At 63.3% G+C, this 22,408-nt stretch carries 21 protein-coding genes; 5 read left to right on the top strand and 16 right to left on the bottom strand.

Annotated elements, in window-relative coordinates:
- Positions 1 to 144: 144 nt before the first annotated feature.
- The 4 genes from thiL (at position 145) to KHO30_RS19210 (ending at position 2,827) form a co-directional block, all read left to right on the top strand.
- A complete protein-coding gene (gene thiL, locus KHO30_RS19225) occupies positions 145 to 1,143 on the top strand; it encodes a thiamine-phosphate kinase (RefSeq protein ID WP_093635419.1) in 999 nt (332 codons plus the stop codon).
- Positions 1,133 to 1,705, top strand: coding sequence for a phosphatidylglycerophosphatase A family protein (locus KHO30_RS19220; RefSeq protein ID WP_171926716.1), 573 nt, complete (start codon positions 1,133 to 1,135; stop codon positions 1,703 to 1,705). Before thiL ends, KHO30_RS19220 begins: the two co-directional genes overlap by 11 nt.
- 68 nt (positions 1,706 to 1,773) lie before the next feature.
- Positions 1,774 to 2,274: a CinA family protein gene (locus KHO30_RS19215; RefSeq protein ID WP_054034521.1), complete on the top strand. Its 501-nt coding sequence runs from the start codon at positions 1,774 to 1,776 to the stop codon at positions 2,272 to 2,274.
- A 40-nt stretch (positions 2,275 to 2,314) separates the two neighbouring features.
- Positions 2,315 to 2,827, top strand: a complete 513-nt coding sequence (locus KHO30_RS19210) for a cupin domain-containing protein (RefSeq protein WP_408381979.1) — start codon at positions 2,315 to 2,317, stop codon at positions 2,825 to 2,827.
- 16 nt (positions 2,828 to 2,843) lie between these two features.
- Here KHO30_RS19210 and pyrF read toward each other — a convergent pair whose 3' ends face one another.
- The 16 genes from pyrF to mpl form a co-directional block, all read right to left on the bottom strand.
- Positions 2,844 to 3,659 (bottom strand): orotidine-5'-phosphate decarboxylase, encoded by an 816-nt coding sequence (gene pyrF, locus KHO30_RS19205; protein ID WP_093635415.1) that lies wholly within the window; start codon positions 3,657 to 3,659, stop codon positions 2,844 to 2,846.
- A 139-nt stretch (positions 3,660 to 3,798) separates the two neighbouring features.
- Positions 3,799 to 4,851 (bottom strand): aldose 1-epimerase, encoded by a 1,053-nt coding sequence (locus tag KHO30_RS19200; RefSeq protein ID WP_211701892.1) that lies wholly within the window; start codon positions 4,849 to 4,851, stop codon positions 3,799 to 3,801.
- 216 nt (positions 4,852 to 5,067) lie between these two features.
- Positions 5,068 to 6,003, bottom strand: coding sequence for an SMP-30/gluconolactonase/LRE family protein (locus tag KHO30_RS19195; RefSeq protein ID WP_211701891.1), 936 nt, complete (start codon positions 6,001 to 6,003; stop codon positions 5,068 to 5,070).
- A complete protein-coding gene (locus KHO30_RS19190) occupies positions 6,000 to 6,800 on the bottom strand; it encodes an SDR family NAD(P)-dependent oxidoreductase (protein ID WP_175054491.1) in 801 nt (266 codons plus the stop codon). The genes KHO30_RS19195 and KHO30_RS19190 overlap by 4 nt, the downstream gene beginning before the upstream one ends.
- A 64-nt stretch (positions 6,801 to 6,864) precedes the next feature.
- Complete coding sequence (gene araH, locus KHO30_RS19185; RefSeq protein WP_093635407.1) at positions 6,865 to 7,881, bottom strand: L-arabinose ABC transporter permease AraH; 1,017 nt, start codon at positions 7,879 to 7,881, stop codon at positions 6,865 to 6,867.
- Positions 7,882 to 7,935: 54 nt separating this feature from the next.
- On the bottom strand, positions 7,936 to 9,471 hold the full coding sequence (araG, locus tag KHO30_RS19180) for an L-arabinose ABC transporter ATP-binding protein AraG (protein WP_211701890.1): 1,536 nt from the start codon (positions 9,469 to 9,471) through the stop codon (positions 7,936 to 7,938).
- A 188-nt stretch (positions 9,472 to 9,659) separates the two neighbouring features.
- Complete coding sequence (locus KHO30_RS19175) at positions 9,660 to 10,658, bottom strand: arabinose ABC transporter substrate-binding protein (protein ID WP_093635403.1); 999 nt, start codon at positions 10,656 to 10,658, stop codon at positions 9,660 to 9,662.
- A 174-nt stretch (positions 10,659 to 10,832) separates the two neighbouring features.
- The gene (locus tag KHO30_RS19170; RefSeq protein ID WP_211701889.1) at positions 10,833 to 11,609 is read right to left on the bottom strand and encodes an SDR family oxidoreductase; all 777 of its coding nucleotides are present in this window, start codon (positions 11,607 to 11,609) and stop codon (positions 10,833 to 10,835) included.
- The gene (locus tag KHO30_RS19165) at positions 11,606 to 12,286 is read right to left on the bottom strand and encodes a 2-dehydro-3-deoxy-6-phosphogalactonate aldolase (RefSeq protein ID WP_200621373.1); all 681 of its coding nucleotides are present in this window, start codon (positions 12,284 to 12,286) and stop codon (positions 11,606 to 11,608) included. The genes KHO30_RS19170 and KHO30_RS19165 overlap by 4 nt, the downstream gene beginning before the upstream one ends.
- A gap of 36 nt (positions 12,287 to 12,322) precedes the next feature.
- Complete coding sequence (locus KHO30_RS19160) at positions 12,323 to 13,381, bottom strand: 2-dehydro-3-deoxygalactonokinase (protein WP_200621372.1); 1,059 nt, start codon at positions 13,379 to 13,381, stop codon at positions 12,323 to 12,325.
- Entirely contained in the window at positions 13,378 to 14,358 is a 981-nt protein-coding gene (locus KHO30_RS19155; protein WP_211701888.1) for an IclR family transcriptional regulator, read from the bottom strand. Before KHO30_RS19155 ends, KHO30_RS19160 begins: the two co-directional genes overlap by 4 nt.
- A gap of 1,232 nt (positions 14,359 to 15,590) precedes the next feature.
- Positions 15,591 to 16,313: a monofunctional biosynthetic peptidoglycan transglycosylase gene (gene mtgA, locus KHO30_RS19150; RefSeq protein ID WP_211701887.1), complete on the bottom strand. Its 723-nt coding sequence runs from the start codon at positions 16,311 to 16,313 to the stop codon at positions 15,591 to 15,593.
- Between the two features lie 72 nt (positions 16,314 to 16,385).
- Positions 16,386 to 17,249: a shikimate dehydrogenase gene (gene aroE / locus KHO30_RS19145; protein WP_211701886.1), complete on the bottom strand. Its 864-nt coding sequence runs from the start codon at positions 17,247 to 17,249 to the stop codon at positions 16,386 to 16,388.
- Positions 17,246 to 19,360 (bottom strand): ribonuclease catalytic domain-containing protein, encoded by a 2,115-nt coding sequence (locus KHO30_RS19140; RefSeq protein WP_211701885.1) that lies wholly within the window; start codon positions 19,358 to 19,360, stop codon positions 17,246 to 17,248. Before KHO30_RS19140 ends, aroE begins: the two co-directional genes overlap by 4 nt.
- 177 nt (positions 19,361 to 19,537) lie before the next feature.
- Positions 19,538 to 20,140, bottom strand: coding sequence for a YqiA/YcfP family alpha/beta fold hydrolase (locus KHO30_RS19135; protein WP_211701884.1), 603 nt, complete (start codon positions 20,138 to 20,140; stop codon positions 19,538 to 19,540).
- On the bottom strand, positions 20,137 to 21,531 hold the full coding sequence (gene mpl / locus KHO30_RS19130; RefSeq protein ID WP_093645192.1) for a UDP-N-acetylmuramate:L-alanyl-gamma-D-glutamyl-meso-diaminopimelate ligase: 1,395 nt from the start codon (positions 21,529 to 21,531) through the stop codon (positions 20,137 to 20,139). Before mpl ends, KHO30_RS19135 begins: the two co-directional genes overlap by 4 nt.
- A gap of 212 nt (positions 21,532 to 21,743) precedes the next feature.
- Here mpl and KHO30_RS19125 point away from each other — a divergent pair, with 212 nt between their 5' ends.
- The gene (locus KHO30_RS19125; RefSeq protein WP_093645194.1) at positions 21,744 to 22,397 is read left to right on the top strand and encodes a UDP-N-acetylmuramate--alanine ligase; all 654 of its coding nucleotides are present in this window, start codon (positions 21,744 to 21,746) and stop codon (positions 22,395 to 22,397) included.
- Positions 22,398 to 22,408: the final 11 nt, after the last annotated feature.

Here is a 22,408-nt window from a genome sequence, read left to right as displayed (position 1 = left end):
GCGAAAGGCAGACATGGCACACGTTGGGCCAACCACTCGTTGAATCGGAGTTGAGCGCGAATAGAGTGTTTACCCGCGGGCGTCTCCGTACAATGCGCGCCGTTAGCGACTTTTCGTTGCACTTATCCGCTTACCCACTACCCCATGCTCTCTGAGTTTTCGCTGATCGATCGCTTCTTCGCCCGCCGCGCAGCCGCTGCGTCGTCCCGTACTGCTGAAGGCGAACTCGGCATCGGTGACGACTGCGCCCTGCTCGCGCCGCGCCCCGGCGAAATGCTGGCGATATCGACGGACATGCTGGTGGAAGGCCGCCATTTCTTTCCTGACGTTGATCCCGAGGCGCTCGGTCACAAGGCGCTCGCGGTGAACCTGTCGGATCTCGCCGCCATGGGCGCAAAGCCGCAGGCGTTCACCTTGGCGTTCTCCTTGCCCAAAGCCGACGAGGCGTGGCTCGCCGCCTTCAGCGATGGCCTCTTCGCGCTGGCTGGGCGCTACGGCTGCGATCTGATCGGCGGCGACACCACCGGCGGCCCGTTGAATCTGTGCATCACCGTGTTCGGCAGCGTGCCGTCGCAAGTTGCACTGCGCCGCGACGCCGCGCAACCGGGCGACGATATCTGGATCTCCGGCACGCTCGGCGACGCCCGTGCCGGGCTGGGCGTGCAGCGCGGCGAGTGGTCTGCCGATGCCAGCGACACTGCGACGTTTCGTCGCGCCCTCGAACGTCCCGAGCCGCGCATCTTCCTCGGTCTCGCGTTGCGGGGGATCGCGCATGCAGCGCTCGATCTATCGGACGGGCTCGCCGGCGACCTACAGCACATTCTTGAACGCTCGAACGTGCAGGCCACGGTCGACGTCGACGCCGTGCCGCGTTCGACCGCGCTACGCCGCCTCTCGCCCGAGATCCAGCAACGTTGCACGCTAGCCGGCGGCGACGATTACGAACTGTGCTTCACCGCCCCGGCCGCAGCGCGCGCCAAGGTCGAAGCAGCCGGCCGCGAGGTCGCCGTACCGGTCACCCGCATCGGTACAATAAGCGCTCTTCAAACGGCGGCCGACCGCCCGGCGATCGGCTGGCGCGATGCCGCCGGCGCGCCGCTCACTCTGACGTTGCAAGGCTTCGACCATTTCCATGCAGACTGATCCCCCGCTGGGCCCCGCCGACGATCTGATCGGCCATCCGCAGCCCAACGCGTCCGGCCCGCGCGCGCCGCGTCCTCAGCCGCGCCGCGCCACCGCGCGCTTCATGCTGTCGCATCCGCTGCACATTCTGTCGCTGGGCTTTGGCAGCGGCTTGTCGCCGGTTGCGCCGGGCACCGTCGGCACCCTGTTCGCATGGGCCTCGTTCGCCGTCCTGAGCCGTTATCTGACCGTGGTCGAATGGGGCGTTCTGATCGTCGCCGGCTTTTTCGGCGGCATTGCGATCTGCGGCTTTACCGCTAAGAAGCTGGGCACCGACGATCCGTCGCCGGTCGTCTGGGACGAAATCATCGCGTTCTGGCTGGTGCTGCTAATGGTCACGCCGGTCACGCTAACCGGGCAACTCTGGGCGTTCATCGTGTTCCGCTTCTTTGACATGGTGAAACCGCCGCCCATTGGTTATTTCGATCGCCGACTGAAAGGTGGTTTTGGCATCATGTTCGACGACCTGGTCGCCGCGTTCTTCACGTTGCTCGTGATTGCGCTCTGGCGCATGTCGGTTTAACCGTTGCCCGCCGGTCACCGGCTGCCGACAGCCTCCCGCAGCAGTTCCCCGTTTTCCGGATTGACGCCATGCCTACCGATTCCGTGGTTCACCAGCTTGCGATTCGCGTGAGCAACCGCCTGCGCGACGAGCGCCTGATGCTCGTCACCGCCGAATCCTGCACAGGCGGCATGGTGGCGACTGCGATCACCGATATTTCCGGCAGCAGCGGCTGGTTCGAGCGCGGCTTCGTCACGTATTCGAATCAGGCGAAGTCCGAGATGATCGGCGTGCCGGCCGACCTGATCGAAAAGCACGGCGCGGTCAGCGAACAGGTGGCGCGCGCGATGGCGGAGGGCGCGCTGCGCAACAGTCGCGCGCAGGTGTCGGTGTCGATTACCGGCGTCGCCGGCCCGGGCGGTGGAACGGAAACCAAGCCGGTCGGCATGGTGTCGTTCGGCTGGAGCAATCGGCTGCATACGTCCGTCGAAACCAAAGTCTTCAAGGGCGACCGCGAGAAGATCCGCGTGCAGGCCGCCGCGCACGCGTTACGCGGTGTGCTGGCCCTGCTCGACGAGCGCGAACATTAACGTCTGGTTCAAAATCTGAGGCCCCGTCACGATGCCCAATATTTCGACTTCGCACGCAGCCAAAGACGAGTTGATCCGCCGCTTCGATCTGAAGCCGCATCCGGAAGGCGGATTTTTCAGCGAAACGTATCGGTCCGTGGAGTCCGTGCGCCGCGATGACGGTTCAACGCAGACGCGCTCGGCGTCCACCGCGATTTACTACCTGCTTTGCGACGGCGCGCATTCGGCGTGGCATCGGATCAAGTCCGACGAGGTCTGGCATTTTTATGCCGGCGAGCCTTTGAATGTCCACGTGCTCGACGAAGCGGGCAGGTTGATTACGCACACGTTGGGCAATGCGCTGACGCATCCGGATGCCGTGTTTCAGGCAGTGGTGCCCGCGGGTTTGTGGTTTGCCGCGGAATGCGCGGACCCGGCGACGTTCGCGCTGGTGGGTTGCACGGTCGCGCCGGGGTTTGAGTTCAGCGAGTTCGAACTGGCGGATGTCGAAGCGCTAAAAGCGCGGCATCCGCAGCATGCGGTGTTTATCGAGCGGCTGGGGCCGGTTACCTGACCGGCCTCACCCTCAATTACCGGAACGCATTGATCCGGTCACGCGTTTCCATCGCGGCCTTAGCCGCGGCTTCGGCGAAATCGTCATCCTTACCGGCGTAGATAATCGCCCGCGACGAGTTGATCAACATGCCCGTGCCGTTCGCCGTCCGGCCGGCGTTGACCGTCGCCTGAACATCGCCGCCTTGCGCGCCGATGCCCGGAATCAGTAGCGGCATATCGCCGACGATCCCACGCACCACTTCGATTTCCTTCGGGAAAGTCGCACCGACCACGAGAGCCAGTTGGCCGCTCGCATTCCACTTGTCAGCCGCCAGTTGCGCGACGACCTGATACAGCGGACGCCCGCCCGTCTCCAGAAACTGCAGGTCCGAGCCGCCCGCATTCGAGGTCCGGCACAACACGATCACGCCCTTGCCCTCGTGCTCCAGATACGGCTGGATCGAATCGAAACCCATATACGGATTCACCGTCACCGCATCCGCCTGATAGCGCTCGAAGGCTTCGCGCGCGTACTGCTCGGCGGTGCTGCCGATATCGCCGCGCTTCGCGTCCAGAATCACCGGCAGGCCCGGGTGGTTCGCGTGAATGTGCGCAATCAGCTGCTCGAGTTGGTCTTCCGCACGATGAGCGGCGAAGTAGGCGATCTGCGGTTTGAACGACGACGCATAGGGCGCGGTCGCATCGACGATAGTGCGGCAGAAGTCGAAAATCGCTTCGGGACGGCCCGCGAGCGCGCCCGGGAATTTGCTGGGCTCGGGATCGAGGCCGACGCACAGCAGCGAGTTCGTGCGCTGCCAGGCGTCGTTGAGTGTCTGGATGAAATTGGACATGGTGAGTCTCGCGGCGAGCCGATAACGGAAGTGGCGCGTATTTTACCTGTCCTGCGCGACAAGCCGCGGCCACGCGTCATGCCGGTTCCGGCTGGGGCGTGACGACGGGTACGCCGTACCGCTGCGCCCTGCTCGCGCCCTACTGTCGCCGGCGCGAACCGCGTGCACCCGGCATCGAGCGCAAACCCGTGCGTTCGACGGTAAAGCGGAACGTGCGCGTGAGCCGTTCGCCGCGCGCGAGCATCGTCATCCCGTTCTCGCACGCGCCGCCCGCCAGATTCATCGCGTTGATCGGATGATCCACCGGCTCAAAGCAGAAGAAGTCTTCGCGCGGCGGCGTGTACAGCACGTAGTAGTCGGTGTCGGCGGCGATATTCAGCGACAGCCGCCGCTTCGGCCACACCACCGCCGCCTGTCCGCTCCAGCCCGTGAACGCGTGATTGACGATGGTTTCCGGCAGCGGATACGCCACGCCGAATTGCCACGCGGGCGGCGCCGGCACATGACGCACCGGCAGCCAATCGTCGCCGGAAAGCCACAGGCCGCCTGCCGCCGCCGACAGTTCGGTGTCAGCGTCACGCACAAAAAATGGATGCACGCCCAGCCCGAAAGGCAACGCCTCGCGGCCGGCATTCTCGATGTCCAGCGTGATGACGAGCGTGGGACCCTCCAGCGTATAAGTTTGCGTCGCGCGGAATGCGTACGGTTTGCCGTCGTGGCGATCGAGCGTCAGACGCACGTTTTCGCGATCCGACTCTGCAACCTGCCAAGCGGAGAGCCAACCGTCGCCATGAATCGGCAAGGCTTCGTCGGCGCGATTTTGCGGCACCTCGACACGCCGCCCCGCCACATTGAAATGACCGCCGCCGATGCGATTTGAATACGGCAGCAACGGATAGCAGGCCAGCTGATTCGGCTGGGTATCCGAAGCGACGTGACGGCAGCGCCGGAAAATCGGCGTGAGCGCGCCGTCGTTACGCCAGTCGAAACGGGTGACGCCGCCGCCGAGTGTCGGCGCGACATCGAGGCGCAAATGCGCATTGGCGAGCGTAATGCACGCGAGCTCGCCGCCGCTCGTCTCACCGACCGCAACCGCAGAAGTACTGGGACCCGGAAGCACCGGATTGGCCGCCGCGTTGAGTCGCGCGCGCCGGCTCTGAGAAGAGGCGGAAACAGGATTCGCAACAGTCATATCTGGCTCCATCGAGAGGCGTAGGACGTTGCCGTCATTGCTGACGGATGCTGTTGGGCGATTTTTTTTGCACAGGTCGCCTCAGGGTCCGAACTGCATGCTGCCGATCTACTGCCGATTTGCTGGCACTTGGTTTGCGACATCAACGACTGATTCAGTTTCAAAATCACTGCTCGACTGCACTTTGCCTTGCGACTGAGGCTGCGTCATTCTGCGCTATGTAGGCGCGCCCTGGAACACCGGCTCGGGCAAACCTTGTCGTCCGGGTGTTGCGACGAACACGCCGCCCGCATGAGAATCGCTCGCGAGCGCGGTGGCATCGAGATCGATACGCGCGCTCGTGATGTACAACGTGTCCAGTTGCGCAGGCCCTGAAGGAAGTCCTCTTGAGGGGCCGCCAAACGCGACGCAACTCGGCTGCGCGGTCGGTACGTCGACACGCTCGGTTTCCACGCCATCGGGGCCATACCGCACCACTCGCCTGCCGCCCCACTGTGCGTTCCACACGCCACCATCACTGTCGACGGTCGAGCCGTCGGGCTCGCCGGTCGCGTCCGTCAATGTCGTAAAGACGCGGTCGTTGGCAACGCTGCCGTCCGCGCGGTAGTCGCAAACGCGAATTTCACGTGTCGGCGAATCGCCGTAGTACATCGTCGCGCCGTCGGGACTGAACGCGATGCTGTTCGAGATCGCCGGTGCGGGCAACGGCAAACGCTCCAGCGACAAATCGTGATTCAGACGATAAAACCCGCCGATTGCCTGCAACGGCGAACCCTCGTCTTTCGTGCCGAATACGAAACGACCCTGACGATCGCAGCGGCCGTCGTTCACGCGCGTGTTCAAGCCAGGTTCGACGTCGACGATACGCCGCGTCTCGCCGGTTGTCAGATCGAAGAACGCGAGATGCGTCGCCAATCCGAGCAACAGGTAGCGCAGATCGGCGCACAACGCGAAACTCCCGAGACGCTCGGGCATGCGCCAGAACGTGCTCCCGCCGTCGCGCGGATCATAGCGCCACAGCCGCGCGCCTTCGATGTCGTTCCAGTAGAAGCGGCCGGTTCGCGTGCACCACGTCGCGCCTTCGCCGAGCGTGCATTTCGTGTCCAGCAGCAGCGCCGCGCTATGTGTGGGCAAATCCGCACCCGCACTCACGCCCAGCCTCCGTCGACGACGATGTCCTGCGCGGTAATCATCCTGCTGTCATCGGCCGCGAGGAACAACGCCATGCGGGCGAGGTCGGCCGGTTGCAGTTCAGCATCGATGCACTGCCCCTCCTTGATCGAGCGACGGCCCGCATCGTCGAGCCACAAACGTTTCTGCTTTTCCGTCATCACCCAGCCCGGCACCAGCGTATTGACGCGAATATTGAAGTGACCGAGGTCGCGCGCGAGGCCGCGCGTCAGACCCTGCACCGCCGATTTCGACATCACGTACACCGGATAGCCGCCGTTCTTCAGCATCCAGCTGATCGAACCCAGGTTGATGATCGAACCCGCGTTCGCGGCTTTCATGTCCTCCATCACCGCTTGCGCCGCGAAGAACTGGTGACGGATATTCACCGCGATGCCCGCGTCGAAAAACTCGCGCGTCACGTCGCCAATCGCGTGGCGTTTGTCGTTTGCTGCGTTGTTCACCAGCACCTGAATCGGACCGAGTGCGGCCTTCACATCGGCGATCGCTTTTTGCAGCGCGTCGATGTCGGTCAGATCGCAAGGCAGGAACAGCGGCTTGTGTTTCGAATCGCCGAGTTCGTCGGCGAGCGCTTCACCCGCGGTCGCGTCGATATCGAAGAACGCGACGCGCGCACCCTGCGCCGCAAAATGCTCGACGAACGATGCGCCGATACCGGTCGCGCCGCCCGTGATCAACACCGTTCGGTCGACGAGACTCGGATAGCGGGCAAACGCGTTGTCCGCGAGGCGGTCGTTTGCATTGGCCGGAGACGACATCGTTCGATTCCTTTTTAGAGCAAGGTGGGTGAGCCGCGGGTTTATTTCCGGGTTCAATCCCGGGTTAGTCCCGTGAGCCGCGGTTCTTCAACTGGTCGAGCAGCACAGCGGCGAGCAGGATCGCGCCACGCACGAGGTACTGATAGAACGCGTCGATGTTCATCAGGTTCATCACGTTCTCAACCGTACCCATGATCAGCACGCCGATCACGACACCGGAGATCGTTGCACGACCGCCGAGCAGCGACACGCCGCCCAGCACGCACGCTGAAATCACGTTCAGCTCGAAGCCTTCCGCCGCGTTCGGCTGGCCCGACGTAATCCGCGAAGCCAGAATCACACCGGCCAGCGCGGTGACGGCGCCCTGAATCAGGAAGATATAAACGCGCGTGCGTTCGACATTGATACCGGCAAGACGCGAGGCTTCCGGATTACCGCCGATTGCCAGCGTGTTACGGCCGTACACGGTCTGATTGAGCATCACGCCGAACACGATGAAGCACAGCAGCGTGACCCAGATCGGCAGCGACACGCCGAAGAAGCTCAAACCGCCCAGGGCGATAAACGTATCCGACGACACGCCCACGGCTTGCCCATGCGACACGATAAAGCCGAGACCGCGGACGATTTCCATCGTTGCGAGCGTTGTGATCAGCGCGTTGATGCGCAGATAGGCGATCACGGCGCCGTTGACGAAGCCGATCACTGCGCCCGCGAACACAGCCGCGATGATTGCGATGAACGTGTTACCGGTCGCGTTCAGCACCATCGCGCACAGCACACCGGCGAACGCGACTGTCGACCCCACCGACAAGTCGAAATCGCGCGAGGCCAGACAGAACATCATCGTGCACGCGACCATGCCGATCTGCGAAATCGACAGGGCGAGACCGAGCATGTTCTCGATCGAGAAGAAGTGGTCGACCGTCAGCGACATCGTGATGAACATCACAATGAAGATCAGGATCAGGCTGTACTCGGTGATCTGCTGCCACCACTTCGCCTTGTCGTTACCTTGCGGAATCAGCGCTTCGGCCGCACTTTTTGCGGCTTGTTGCGCGAGGTTTTCTCTGGCTTGCATGTTGAAGACTCCTCCCGTTCCCCACGGGTTGCCGGACTTTCGTCCAAATAATGTTCAGGCCGCTTGCTCGGTGGCTGCGGTTCCGGGCAGCGCTGTCGAGCTTTGCGGCAAGGCGAGGCCCAACACGGATTGTTCCGTTGCGTCCTTACGCGCCAGCTCGCCGGAAATCCGACCCTGACGCATCACGACGATCCGGTCGGATACGCCGAGCACTTCCGGCAATTCCGACGAAATCATCACGATCGCGCAGCCGCGTTCGGCGAGCTGATAAATCACGTTATAGATCTCATGCTTCGCGCCGACGTCGATCCCGCGCGTCGGCTCGTCAAGAATCACGACCTTCAGATCGGGCTCGGCCAGCCAGCGCGACAGAATCGCCTTCTGCTGGTTGCCGCCCGACAGAAAGCGGATCTTCTGACGACGGCTCGGCGTCTTGATCTTCAGCAGCTTGATAAAACGGTCGGCGGTTTCCGCCTCTTTCTTGCGATCGAGGAACATCCCGGCGCGCAGATAGTGACGGCGGCAACTGATATTGATGTTCTCCGACACGGTCGCCATCGCAACGATGCCCTCTTCCTTGCGGTCTTCCGGGCACAGCACGATGCCGTGTTTGATCGCCTCACCGGCGCTGCGCACCTTGATCGGCTTGCCGTCGAGCACGATTTCGCCGGCCCTCTTGTGATCCGCGCCGTACACCAGATGCATCAGTTCGCTGCGCCCGGCGCCCACCAGACCGAAGAAGCCGACGATCTCGCCACGCCGCACTTCGAAGCTGGCCGGCTGTGCGAGCGCATGACCTTCGATCGCTTTGGCAGCGAAGCGCACTTCGCCGAGCGGCCGTGACGAGTAGTTGTAAATGTCGGAAATTTCACGTCCGACCATTTCGCTGACAATCGTGTCGCGCTTCACGCCTTCGAGCGTCGGATGCGAAGCAATTTTGCGGCCGTCGCGGAAGATCGTGCAGGCGTCGCACAGCTCGTAGATCTCGTCCATGCGGTGCGAGATGTAGATCATCGCGCGGTTATCGGCACGCAGATCGCGCACCAGTTTGAACAGCACTTCGGTCTCGCGATGCGACAGCGAGCTGGTCGGTTCATCCAGTGCGATCACGCGTGCATTGCGCAGCAGCGCCTTGCAGATTTCGACCATTTGCCGTTGCGCGATCGAGAGCTTGCGCAGCTTCGCGTTCGGATCCAGCGCCACGCCCATCGCTTCGAGGCGTTCGCGCACGAAGCGTTTGGCTTCGCGCTTGTTGACCCAACCAAGCGAGTTCGGCAACTGGCCCAGCAGCAGGTTTTCCGCGACCGTCAGATCGGGCACGTATTGCAGTTCCTGGTGAATCACCGCGATCCCCGCCGCGATCGACGACGCCGCGCTCGTGAAGCGCACCTCATTGCCGTCGATCATCACGCGGCCCGAATCGGGCTGGTATTCACCACCGAGAATCTTCAGCAGGGTCGATTTCCCTGCGCCGTTTTCGCCCATCAGGCCGTGCACCTGGCCGACGTTGACGTCGAAGGACACACCGTCGAGCGCGCGCACGCCTGGAAAGACTTTGCCGATATTGTCAAAACGTAGCGTCGCTGACACTTCGCCTCCTATCCCATGCTACTTAATTGCTGCTTCATGTGAACCGTGCGTGTTCTGCGAGGCAGTCACGCCAGCGGCAAACACGGTCTGTCTCAACTGCTGATCTTGTATTGCTGTTGCCGGCGCGCCCAATCCTTGGAGAAACGACGCACCGGCAGTTCACTTCATTTAACTACGCTTTCAGCCGCTTAATTTGCCGCGAGGCCCATCTTCTGGCGCACATCGGCGACGTTGTCACGTGTAGCCAGCATGCCGGTCGTCAGCGTGAGCATCGGCGGTTCCTTGCCTTGCGTGATCCAGTCGTACATCAGCGTCGAGGTTTCTTCGCCGTGACGCTTCGGGCTGATGATGACCGTGCCGTAGAAGCCCGTCGGGGTCGGCTTCTTGAACTCGTTCAATGCCGAGTCCGAACCGCCGATGCCGATACCGATCATATTGTCCGCCTTGAAGCCGCGGCCTTCCGCTGCGCGCACCGCGCCGAGCACGCCTTCGTCGTTCAGCGCGTAAGCCACCCAGTGCTTGAAGTTCGGGTTCTTCGTCAGCGCGATGTTGGCGGCGTTGAACGCGTTTTCCGTGTCCGTCTTCGCTTGCGGCGCGGCGATGATGTTCGCCTTCGGGAAGCCGGCGGCGACCAGCGCGTCGGTTGCGCCGCTCGTGCGGTCATGCGCGGTCGGCAGCTGTTCGTAGGTGACGTCGATCGCGCCGACGTCCTTCATGTCCCAGCCGCGCTTCTTGATTTCCGCGGCCAGGCCGTCGCCCACCTGCTTGCCGATGTTGTACGCCGAGATGCCCATATGCGGCACCGATGCGATCGGCTTGCCCGCGCCGTCGACGAGACGGTCGTCGACCGTCATCATCTTCAGGCCGTCGGCCTTCGCCTTGGCGACGATGCCCGGCCCGAGCTTGACGTCAGGCGTGCAGATCACAAAGCCTTGTGCCTTCTGCGCCGACAGGTTGTCGATAGCGCTCATCACCTTCTCGCCCGACGGCGCGCCGATCTTCACCAGCGTGAACCCCTTCTCCTTGGCGGCAATTTCCGCGAACTTCCATTCGTCCTGGAACCACGGTTCTTCCGGCTGCTTCACGAGGAAGCCGATCTTGACCGGGTCCGCTGCTTGCGCCACCGGTGCGTTGAAGAGCACACCCGTCGCCGCTGCTGCCAGCGTGAGGAAAATTCTTCGTTTCATAATGCGTGTCTCCTGACTAATTGATAACGAGAAGGTATCGGCCGCGTCTTCTTGTACCGGGTGTGACACACGCGGCCAGCGCGTCGTCCGGTGAAACCTTTGCTGCTTTGTTCTTGCTGCCCGTTTGCTTCTTCTTGCGTTTCCCGCTTCCTGTTGCGTGCTATCCCACTACGTTCAGTCGTGATACACCGCCGAGCGGCCGCCATCCACGGTGATACAGGTGGCGTTGATGAACGGCGCCTCATCCGAGGCGAGAAACACCGCCGTCATCGCGACTTCTTCCGGGCGGCCGATGCGCTTCATCGGTTGCAGAGCGAGCGTCGCCTGTTTCGCGGCAGCGGGATCGGCTTGTTCGTTCCACCAGTCGTGCGTCAATTGCGTTTCGATGTAGCCCGGCGCGATTGCGTTGACCCGCACGTTGCGCGGCGCGTATTCGATGCCGAGCGCGCGCGTCAATCCGATCACGCCATGCTTCGCCACCGGATACGGAAAACATCCCGGAATGATCTTGAATGCATGTGTCGACGCGATATTCACAATGCTGCCCGAGCCTCGTTCGACCATGCCCGGCAACACCGCGCGACACCCGTTCCAGACGCCGTCGAGATCGACCGCGAAGCAGCGGCGCCAGTCGTCGTCCGTCATGGTCAGTGGATCGCAGAACACGTTGATGCCGGCGTTATTGACCAGCACGTCGACCGCGCCGAACGCCTGCTCGGCCTCGCTCACCGCATGCTGAACCGAGGCCGATTGCGTCACATCCGTCTGCACCGCCAGCACGCGTGCGCCGGTTTGCGCCTTGATCTGTTCCGCCGTCTGCTGCGCGGTTTCAATATCGAGTTCAGCCAGCACGACCGCCGCGCCCTCACGCGCAAACGCAAATGCGATCGCCGCACCGATGCCACGGCCGGCGCCGGTGATCAACGTGACTTTGTCGGCGAGCCGCTTCATTTCTTCGCGCCTGCACGGGCGATGCGCAACCCGTTGATGAACGCCTTTGCGTGCGAGGCGGTCACCGCCGCGCTCTGTCCCGGCTTGTACAGCGCCGAGCCGAGGCCGAAGCCATTCGCGCCGACGCTAAGGAACGGACCCATGTTGTCCGGCGTGATCCCACCAACCGGCACCAGCGGCACTTCCGCCGCGATCACCGCGCGCCACGCCTTCACGACCTGGCAGCCGAGTTGTTCGGCGGGGAACATCTTCAACACATCCGCGCCGTTTTTCAGCGCGATGAAGGCTTCGTTCGGTGTCGCCACACCCGGCGCGCAGGCCATGCCTTGCGCTTTCGCGGCGCCGACGACCTCCGGGTCGCTATGCGGCATCACGATCAGCTCGCCGCCCGCCGACTTTACGTCGTTGACGAAACTCGGATGCAGCACCGTGCCGGCACCGACGATCGCATCGGCCGGCAACACCTTGCGGATTGCCGCGATGCTGTCGAACGGCTGCGGTGAATTCAAAGGCACTTCGACGATGCGAAAGCCGGCTTCGTACAGTGCCTGAGCGTGCTCGGCGGCATCGGCGGGCGTCACGCCGCGCATGATCGCGATCAGCGGACAGACCTCGAACGCCGCGATCAACCCCGCGTGCGGCATGTACGGGGCGGGCAGATTGATGTGAGGTTGCATGTCGATTCCTTGTTTCGTGAGCGGCGGCGCTGCCGGTTAGCCGGCGTGCGCCGCTTGCGGCGTAGGCTTGACGAGCCCCGCCTGGGTGGCGACGCGCCACAAGCCGCGCTCGGTGGCGTGCTTCACCAGCTCCGCGTGCGTGCAACCGAATTGCACCAGTGCTACGCGATAGCGCTCGCACAGCGCTTCATTGCCAATCAGACGCAGATGCTGCCCGGCAAGCGAACTTTGCTGTTGCGACAGCGCGGCTTCGAGACCGGCCAGTTCGTGCCCGATCAGCAAACCCGACAGATAGTCCGGCTGCTGTTCGCGCGAAAGTTGGCCGGTGAGCCCGAGCGTGCGGGAGCTGAATACGGTGGCCAGCATGCCCGCCTGACCTTTGTCGCGCGCGATGTTCACGCCATGCAGAAACGAAGCGGTATCCGGACGATCCGGCGTGACCATCGTGCGGCCGAGGATGGTGTGCTCGCGCAAAGCCGCGAACACTTCACCGGTCATGAAGGTATGAAAACGTTCGATGCGGCCCGCCTGCACGACGGCCCATTTCGCGTGCGTGCCAGGCAAGCCGATCAGTGCGCGCTTACCGCTGTCCACTGCACCCGTGTCCTGCCCCAGCGCGCCGAAAATCTGGGTTTCTTCGCCGCGCATGACGTTAGGCAACTCGCCGCGCTGCAGGACGCCCGGCACGATGTGCAGCGTCACGCCGCACGCGGCTTTCACACGGACGATGCCGGCCACCAGCGCATCCGCATTCGCCGGCGCATCGACATACGGTGCTTCGAGCCAGCCTTGCGCGCTGCCGACCATACCGGCCGCGATCACCGACACGGCGGGCGCCTGTTCGAGCCAGGCGCCGCACGCGTCCTCGAAGGCGGCATCGAAGCCGCCTTGCTCGGCGCTACGCGGCAAATTCATGATGCCGGCCGTCGATGCCCGCGTCGCCAGCACCTCGCCGGCCGCGTCGTACAGATACGCGCGCAGCGACGTCGTGCCCCAGTCGAGCGCAATGAGCGCTGCGTCCTGGAAGGTAGTGTCGGCGACAGCGGCGGCGTGCACCGGATTGGCCGCTTGCGTGTGAGAACCCGCTCGCTTCATCGTTTGATCCTGCGGGTTGCCGGTTGCGGGGCACGCCAGCCGAGTTCTTCCGAAATCGCGCGCGCTTCGCGCTGCACGACTGGAATCAGTTCATCCATGCGCTCGAGCGACATATACGGAATCGTGCTCGCCACCGACAGCGCCGCCACGACTGCGCCCGATGCATCGCGCACCGGCGCTGCAACGCAACGGATCGACGCTTCGTTTTCTTCGAGGTCGAAGGTGTAGCCGCCGGCGGCGTAGTTGGTCATGCGCTGCATGAAGGTCTGCGCATCGGGGCGGTTATCCGGCTTGAAACTGACGCCCGCGAGCGCACGCCGCGATGCTTCGAAGAGCGACTGCCAGACGTCCGGCGTGAGGTCGAGCATCATGGCTTTGCCGATCCCCGTCGATGCCAGCGGCATCCGGTGACCGACGCGCGAGCGCATTTCGAGGCCACGGGTGCCGGGGATTTTGTCGATGTACAGCACGTCGTCGCCATCGCGCACGCCGAGGTGGATCGTGTCGAGAGTTTGTTCGGCGAGCGATTCGAGATGCTGCCGGGCGACGGTCGTGAGCGGCATCTGTTCGAGTGCGATGGTGCCGAGTTCGATCAGCTTCGGGCCGAGCAGATAGCCGCCCTGCACTTGCCGCAGATAGCGCGCCTGCACAAGGCTGCTCACCAGCCGATGCGTGGTGCTGCGGGTCGTGCCGAGCGCGGCGCCGAAGGTGCGCAGATCGCGCACGCCGGCGGCGGCGGCTTCCAGAATCGCGAGGCCGCGCAGCAGTGTTTGCGTGCCGGCCTGTTGCGGCGTGATGTCGAGCAACGTGCTCGGCAAGGCGATTTCGTCGACCACGGGCGGATGCTGGACGCTGGCGCGTGAAACCTTCGCAGCGTTGACAGCCTGCCGCGGCGCGGCGCTGGAAGCGTGATCGGCCTGCGGCGCCAGATCGGCGTCAGATTCGCTTACGGCGTGATTGGGCATCGCTTTGTTCATGGCGATTCGCTTTCAGGTAGTTTTTTGCGCTTACAGCGCGGGGCCGGAGAGGGGGCCAGTTTTGCTCGCGGCGCGTGTGTTGCCACTGGCGCGGGCGTGCGGTTGCTGCCTTTGGGGCTTTGGCATGGTGTTTGGCTTGTCTCCGGTTTTTTTCTTGCTGTCGCTGGTCGTGGCTCTTTTTTGCTCACGGTGCGTGTTGGGTTGGATTGTAGGGCGGTTTTTTGGAAATCTCCAATATGTGAATGTTTGATTCATATAATGGGATTTGGTCCTGCCGGGGGCTTGTTTGGTCGGTTTGCCTGCGGCAGTGGGATTTTCTTGAGTTTGTTGTCTGCTTGGCGCTTTTTGTCTGCGTTCTTAGGGCGTTGGCCTTTCCTTGATTTGTTAGTGGTCTATTAGTGTTGCCCCTGTGCGGGGCGGCACTTACTTTCTTTGCCGCCGCAAAGAAAGATAAGCAAAGAAAGCGGCTAGAAGCCCCTGCTAAGTGGGCACCGTGGTCTGCCACGGGTAGTGGTGCGACTGGAATCCGTGCTCTCCCACGTTCCGCGTTAGTGACAAAGGAGTCATCAGCTCCCACTCCGCACTACGTGCGTCGCGGACGGGTTTGCATGGGAAACCAGGGGCTTCGTTCAAGATCTGTGGGAGCCGTCGGCTTCGCCTCGGCGAGGCGCCTCTGCACTCACCCCGGAAACCCCGCCTCAACCTATAGGTCGGTGTGCTGAATCACCGCCCCGCCTCTCTCCACCCTGCCCCAATCCCAGCCACGGTCGCGTTCGCATCTGCCATTGCCATTGCCATTGCCATTGCCATTGGCGTTGGCGTTGGCGTTGGCGTTGGCGTTGGCGTTGGCGTTGCAATCGGAATCGAGAAGGTGATGGCGGTGCAATGACGGGCCGCGACCTGTCGGCGAGGGGTAGGAATTGAAACGTAGAGGGAGGTTTTATGAACTGATCTTCGGCGCGCGGAGCGTCGCCGGAAGTATGACGCCCTTGTCACAAGCGCATGCATCGGCACGAACACAGATTCCAGATGCACCACTACCCCAGGCAAACCACGAGACCCGCTTAGCAGGGGCTTCTAGCCGCTTTCTTTTGCCTACTTTTCTTTGCGGCGGCAAAGAAAAGTAGGTGCCGCCCCGCACAGGGGCAACGCTAATAGACCACTAACAAATCAAGGAAAGGCACCAAGGCCAGAGACACGAACAAAAAGCGCCGCGCAGGCAAAAAAAACCGTCAATCTGGCAACTCAGCCGCCCCCATCCGCCGCGCAATCACGCGCGACCTTTGAGCCAGATACGCTGAGCCCCTGTGCTCATCAAAATACTTAGGCTGCGGCAGCATCACAGCCAGCCGCGCCGACTGCCCGGCAGTCAATTTGGCAGCAGAAGTCTTGTAGTAATAATGCGCGGCCGCCTCCGCGCCATAAACCCCATTGCCCCATTCAACGGAGTTGAGATAAATCTCAAAGATGCGCTGCTTGTCCATCAAGGTCTCAAGCATCCACGTGATGATCAGCTCCTGCCCCTTGCGGATATAACTCTTCTCACGAGATAGAAAGAGATTCCGCGCCAACTGCTGAGTAATCGTCGAACCACCGCGAACGATCTTGCCCTTGGCCTTGTTCTTCTCCCACGCCTGCAAAATGGCGTCGGTCTCGTAGCCGTTGTTATTCACGAAGTTCGCGTCTTCGGAAGCGATAATCGCGCGCTTCAGATTGTGCGAAATCTGTTCGTACGGTACCCACGTGCGTTGCACCGACAGATCAGGCCGGTCCTGCGACAAACGCCACGCGTCCGATCGCATAAAAGCGGTCGACCGGGGATTCGTGTAATTCCACACCGCAATCTGCGCGAAGTAAAACGCCTGCGTCGCAAGCCACGCAATCGCCAACACGGCGCCGAGATAGACGATCCATCGCACCGGACCTGGCCGGCTCGCGCGCCGCGTTGTTTTCATCGTGCCTGGAGTCCTCAAGTCGGTGAACGTGTGGGTTGGTGAGTTGCGTAGTCCGGAAATTAAAACGGCGGCCTAGGTGTGCGATGGCGCCGTCAATAACGCTCGCAATTCAGCCAGCACCGGCGCGCCGTCGGGCCGCACGCCTCGCCACACGTAAAACGATTCGGCCGCCTGCTCAACCAGCATGCCGAGGCCGTCGGCGCCGCGCGCGCCGAGCTTCTGCGCGTGCTCCATGAAGACCGTCGGATGCGCGCCGTACATCATGTCGTAGGCGAGCGTGCCGGCGCCGAACGCGCGGTCGTCGCACTCTGGCAACGAAGCATCCAGACTGCCCGCCGTCGCGTTGACGATCACGTCGTATGTGCCTGCTTCGATCGCTCGCGCGCTGCCGCCGGTCAGACGGCAAGCGGCGTCGCGTGCGGCCTGCGCGAACTGGTCCACGAGCACTTCGGCCTTCGCCGCTGTACGGTTGACGATCGTCAGCGTATGCGGCGAGCGGTCCAGCATCGGAAGCACGACGCCACGCGCGGCGCCGCCCGCACCAAGCAGCAAAATCCGTGCACCCTTTAACGAAACGCCGAGATTCACCTCGATGTCTCGCACGAGGCCGAAGCCGTCCGTGTTGTCGCCGTAGACACCGTTTGCGTCGAACCGCAGTGTGTTCACCGCGCCCGCTGCTGCCGCCCGCGGCGACAGTGTGTTGGCGAACGCATGCGCGTCGAGCTTGAATGGCACCGTCACGTTCATGCCGCGGCCGCCAGCTTCGATAAAAGCGCGCACGTGCGGCACGAAAGCATCCACCGGCGCGAGCAGGTGGCCGTACTCGATCGGCTCGCCGGTTTGCGCGGCAAAGCGGCCATGAATGAACGGCGATTTGCTATGACCGACCGGGTTGCCGATGACCGCGTAGCGGTCGCGCGAATCGCTGACGCTCATCGTCCCGGCTCCGTTACGTGCTGCTGGTCGGCTGCTGCATCGCTGGTGCCGGCGGCGTTTTCGGCGTCGCCCGATTCAGCCGCACCGCCGTCGAAGTCGGCTTCCGCCTGAGCCTCGGCTTCGCCTTCGGCGCTTTCCTCAGCCACGTCGATGATTTCTTCTTCACCCTCGTCGGCTTCCTCAGCTTCGCTGCCGCTCGTCACCGCCGGCGCGTCGAGCACATGCAGCAGGCGCACGGACGCTTCGACGGTCAGTTCGTCGATCGACATCACTTCCATCTGCAAGCGCGTACCGCGTGCATGCACGCCGAGACCCGGCACATGCAGCAGCAGCGGAATCTCTTCCAGACGCACGAGATCGCCCTTCACCACCGATGCCACCACCTGCTTCCGGTTCTCCTGCTTCAGCCAGCGCAGGCACCAGAAGTACTCCATGCGGCGCTGGTGATCGGCATACGCGGTGTAGGTGTCGTCGAAACCTTGCACGACGGCGAACAGATCGGCGTCCTTGGGCTTGAACGGTGCGGCCAGTTTCGCGGTCACGCCATGCTGCACGCAGGCGAGCAACTGCCACTGGTTCACCAGGTCGACGTAGCGGCGCAGCGGCGACGTGCTCCACGCGTATTGCGTGACGCCCAAGCCTTCGTGCGGCGCTGCATTGGTTTGCATGCGGGTGCGCTTCGGGCCGGTCGGCGCACCGAACGCGCGTTGCGTACGGTAGATGCCCGGCACGCCGTGGTCATGCAGGAACGCGCCCCACGACGAGTTGGCGAGAATCGCGAGCTCCGCGACGATCGTGTCGAGCGGCGAACCACGTCGGCGCGGCGTGATCGTGATGTGCTCGCCTTCCACATAGAAGTTGAAATCGGTGTTGCGCTGCACTTCGCGGCGCAGGCCGTAACCGGCGCGCGCGGTCTGACGCTTTTCGAACAGCGCCTGCGCGAACGGCCACAGCACGGCAATGTCTTCCTTGTGCGGATAATCGCCGGTGCCGGCGGCCAGCGCCTCTTCGGTGACCAGTTCGTCCAGCGTGTTGTGGCGCAGATTGTTCTTCACGAACACACGCTCGGCGCGCGTTTCGCTCGCCACGATTTCCTGCGTCTCGCGATTGATGATCACGTACAGCGACAGCGCCGGTCGCAAGCCGCCTTCGGCCAGCGTGAACGCTTCCACGACGCTATCGGGCAGCATCGTGATCTTGTCGCCCGGCATATAGACGGTCGACAAACGCGTGCGCGCGATCGCATCGACCTCGTCGCCACGCTCAATGCCGAGCGCCGGCGCGGCGATGTGCACGCCGATCCGCACACGGCCGTCGGCCAGATGCTCGACCGAGAATGCATCGTCGATTTCGGTCGTGGTGATGTCGTCGATCGAGAACGCCTGTACATCGGCTTCCGGCAGATCTTCCGGCAATGTGCCGACTGTGACCGGCGGAAAACCGGTGCCATGCGGGAAAAACTCGGAGAGGAATTTCGCCTCATGCAACGCGCGAGCCGACGGAATTCCGCCGCATTCGAGCATCAGCCGCGCCTGCGAGATACCGCGCGCCGCTGCCGCGCCTTCGAGCGCCTTGTATTCGATCGTGTTCTTGTCGGGCCTCGTGAGCAAAGCCAGCGCCTTGCTGCCGCTGAAGCCTTCCGGCAGACGGCCCGCCTTCAGTTCGTCTTCGTAACCGGCCTGCACCAGCGCCTGCTGGCGTTTGCGCTCCAGTCCGGCGAGCGCCATCTTGAGTTGCTCCTGCGGCGCGCGCTGGTACATGCCGCGGCCCTTGCGGCGGAAGTACACCGGCGAGCCGTGCAGGCGCAGCACCAGCGCCGCACGCTCGATGGCGCCGAACCCATCGCCGAAATACTCGGCGCCCAGCGTGGCAAACGGGAATTCGTCTTCCGGCGCGCATTCCCACAGGAAGTCCAGATCGATATCCTGAGCAGCGGCGTCAGCCTGTTGCATCAACTCGCCCGCGCTCGGCTTTTCGAATTCGATCAGCACGTCTTTCGCGCGCACTTTGGCGCGCCGGCCGCCCGGCAGCTCGACCTGAAAAGCATCGCCCTGGCGCGACAGCACGCTGCCCGCCTTGAAACTGCCCGATTCCTCAAAGAAAACGTTCACTCAATACTCTCGTTCTGTCTTGCATCTGCCGGCGCGCCCGATTGGGTTCAGCTATCGGTCACTGCGTGCGCGGCACGGCAACGTGTTCGTGGTAGTGGATCCGCGGCGCGATACGCGCGCGCCGGCGGCATGATTCTGGTGATCCGCAGCGGCCTCGCTGCGGGATCGTCGGCACGCTCAGGCGGCCTCGCGCGGCGCCGGCGGCTCGACGTCTTCGGCATCGCAAAAGGCCAGCACCTCGTCGATGTATTGCGCGAATTCGCTGATCGCGTGGTCACTCCCTTGGATCAGCGTAGTGCGTGCGCCCGGATAGTGCGCGAGCATTTCGCGGTAATCGAGCACTTCGTCGCCGGTGGCGGCCATCAAATAATAGCGTTCGGGCCGCGTGATCGACGCGACGCCGAGCGCGCGCAGCTCGTCCAGATGATGCGGCTCGACCGTGATGCTGCCGCCGCCGTGCCACAGCGGCTGCTCGCCGAGATAGGCGCTCAGGTCGCGCTGCGGCACGACCGCCGGGTTCAACAGCACCGCCGGCCAGCCGTGCTTCTCGGCGAGATGCGTGGCGAAGTAGCCGCCGAGCGAACTGCCGATCACCGTGACGTCTTTCGGCTTCGCAGCCGCGACCAGCGATTCAGCGAGCGCAACGGTCTCGAACGGCGAAACCGGCAGCATCGGACAGCACCACTCGTCGCTGCGGCCGAGTTCGACGAGACGCGCCGCCAGCACGCGCGCCTTGAACGAATTGGGTGACGAACGGAAACCGTGCAAATAAAGGATCACGAAGCGCCTCGTGCCGAAAGTGCGTCGAGCAGCTTCTGATGCACGCCGCCGAAGCCGCCGTTGCTCATCACCAGAATCTGGTCGCCGGGGCGCGCTGCGTGAACCACCGCCTTGACCAGCGCGTCGAGATTGTCGAATGCCTGCGCTTTGCCGCCGAGCGGTGCGAGCGCCTCGCCGAGATCCCAGCCGAGTGCGTCGCGGCCAGCCGGCGCGCCGTAGCCGAACACGAGATCGGCGTTCGCCAGACTCGCCGGCAGTTGCGCCTTCATCACCCCGAGCTTCATGGTGTTCGAGCGCGGTTCCAGCACGGCCAGGATTCGCGTGTTTTCATGGCCGACGCGGGCGCGCAGTCCGGCCACCGTCGTTTCGATGGCCGTGGGGTGGTGAGCGAAATCGTCGTAGACGGTCACACCGTCGACGCTGCCGCGCACTTCCATGCGGCGCTTCACATTCCGGAAACTTGCGAGCGACTTCGCGGCTTGCGCCGGCGGCACGCCGACATGGCGCGCGGCGGCGATCGCGGCAAGCGCATTCATGCGGTTGTGTTCGCCCTGCACCTGCCACTCGACCACGCCGACGCGCTCACTGTTGTGATACACGGCGAAACGCTCGTCGACCGGCACGCCGTCTTCCGCCGGCAGGGTTTCCCAGCCGCCTTGCACGCCGAACCGCTCGACTTCGCTCCAGCAACCGCGCGTCAGCACGCGCTCCAGCGCGTCTTCACGACCGTTCGTGACGATACGGCCAATGCCCGGCACCGTGCGGATCAGGTGATGGAACTGCGTTTCGATCGCGGCCAGATCCGGGAAAATGTCGGCGTGATCGAACTCGAGGTTGTTCAGCACCGCGGTTTTCGGCCGGTAGTGCACGAACTTGGAGCGCTTGTCGAAGAAGGCCGTGTCGTACTCGTCGGCTTCGATCACGAAGAAGCTCGAATCGGTCAGCCGCGCTGACACCCCGAAGTTCAGCGGCACGCCGCCGATCAGGAAGCCCGGATTGAGACCCGCGTCTTCGAGCAGCCAGGTCAGCATCGAACTGGTGGTGGTCTTGCCGTGCGTGCCGGCCACCGCCAGCACCCACTTGCCGTTCAGTACGTGCTCGCCGAGCCACTGCGGACCGGACACATAAGGCAGGCCGCGATCGAGGATCGCTTCCATCAGCGGGTTGCCGCGCGAGACCACATTGCCGATCACGAACAGGTCGGCATTGAGACCGTTCAACTGCTCGGCGTCATAGCCTTCAATCAGACGAATGCCTTGCGCCTCGAGCTGCGTGCTCATCGGCGGATAGACGCCGGCGTCGCAGCCCGTCACGGTGTGGCCCGCGCCGCGCGCGAGGACCGCGAGTCCGCCCATGAACGTGCCGCAGATACCGAGGATGTGGATGTGCATAAGCCTGTCGTGCCGCGCGGGCGTATTTTGCGAGGGATGGGAGTGCGGAAGAGCGGTCGAAACGACCGTCCGCAAAGGACGCTATTGTAACCGACGCCTCCGAATCGCCCTACGAACGGGGCCGCCAGGATGGCTGCCCGTCCCGCCCCCGCAAAACGCCCTGCGTGAACCGCCCAGAAAGGGCTGTCATCAATCTCTAGTATGATTGAGAGATGGTTCGCAAATCACATTTCGATCCGCAGCGCGTGCGCGAGGAAATCGCCATCGCGGCTGCCCGGATGATCGCTGAAGACGGTCTGGACTACGCAACGGCCAAGCGTAAAGCGGCACGGCAGGTAGTCGGCGAGAGTCGTGTTGCCGGCGAATGGCTGCCGGATAACGACCAGATCGAAGAAGAAATCCGTGAATATCAGTCGCTTTTCCAGGGCGACAGCCAGCCGGTGCTGTTGCGGCGGCTACGCCGTATCGCGATCGACTGGATGGAGCGGCTTGCGCCGTTCAATCCCTATCTGACCGGCGCGGTGCTTGGCGGCACAGCCGGCGAACACTCGGATATCCACCTTCAGGTGTTCTGCGACAACCCGAAAGAAGTGGCGATCTACTTTCTGAACGCCAACATCCAGTACGACGTTTCGGAGACGCGGCATTTTGCCGGCCGCGGCTACGTCGAGACGCTGAGCTTCCTCTGGCGCCCCACGAACGAAGGGCGCGATGCGGAGCCGGCCGGCATCCACGTCGCCCTGTACGAAACGGACGACTTGCGCGGCGCGGTTCGGGCCGACGCGCGCGGCCGCACGGCCCGGGCGAATCAGCAGGCCGTTCAGGCGCTGCTCGACAGCAGCAATGTCACCTCTTCAACTAATTAGACAGACCTAGA

It is taken from the genome of Paraburkholderia aspalathi, from assembly GCF_905220735.1.
GTDB classification, from domain to species: Bacteria; Pseudomonadota; Gammaproteobacteria; order Burkholderiales; family Burkholderiaceae; genus Paraburkholderia; species Paraburkholderia aspalathi.
This window is presented reverse-complemented; position numbering and strand designations above follow the sequence as displayed.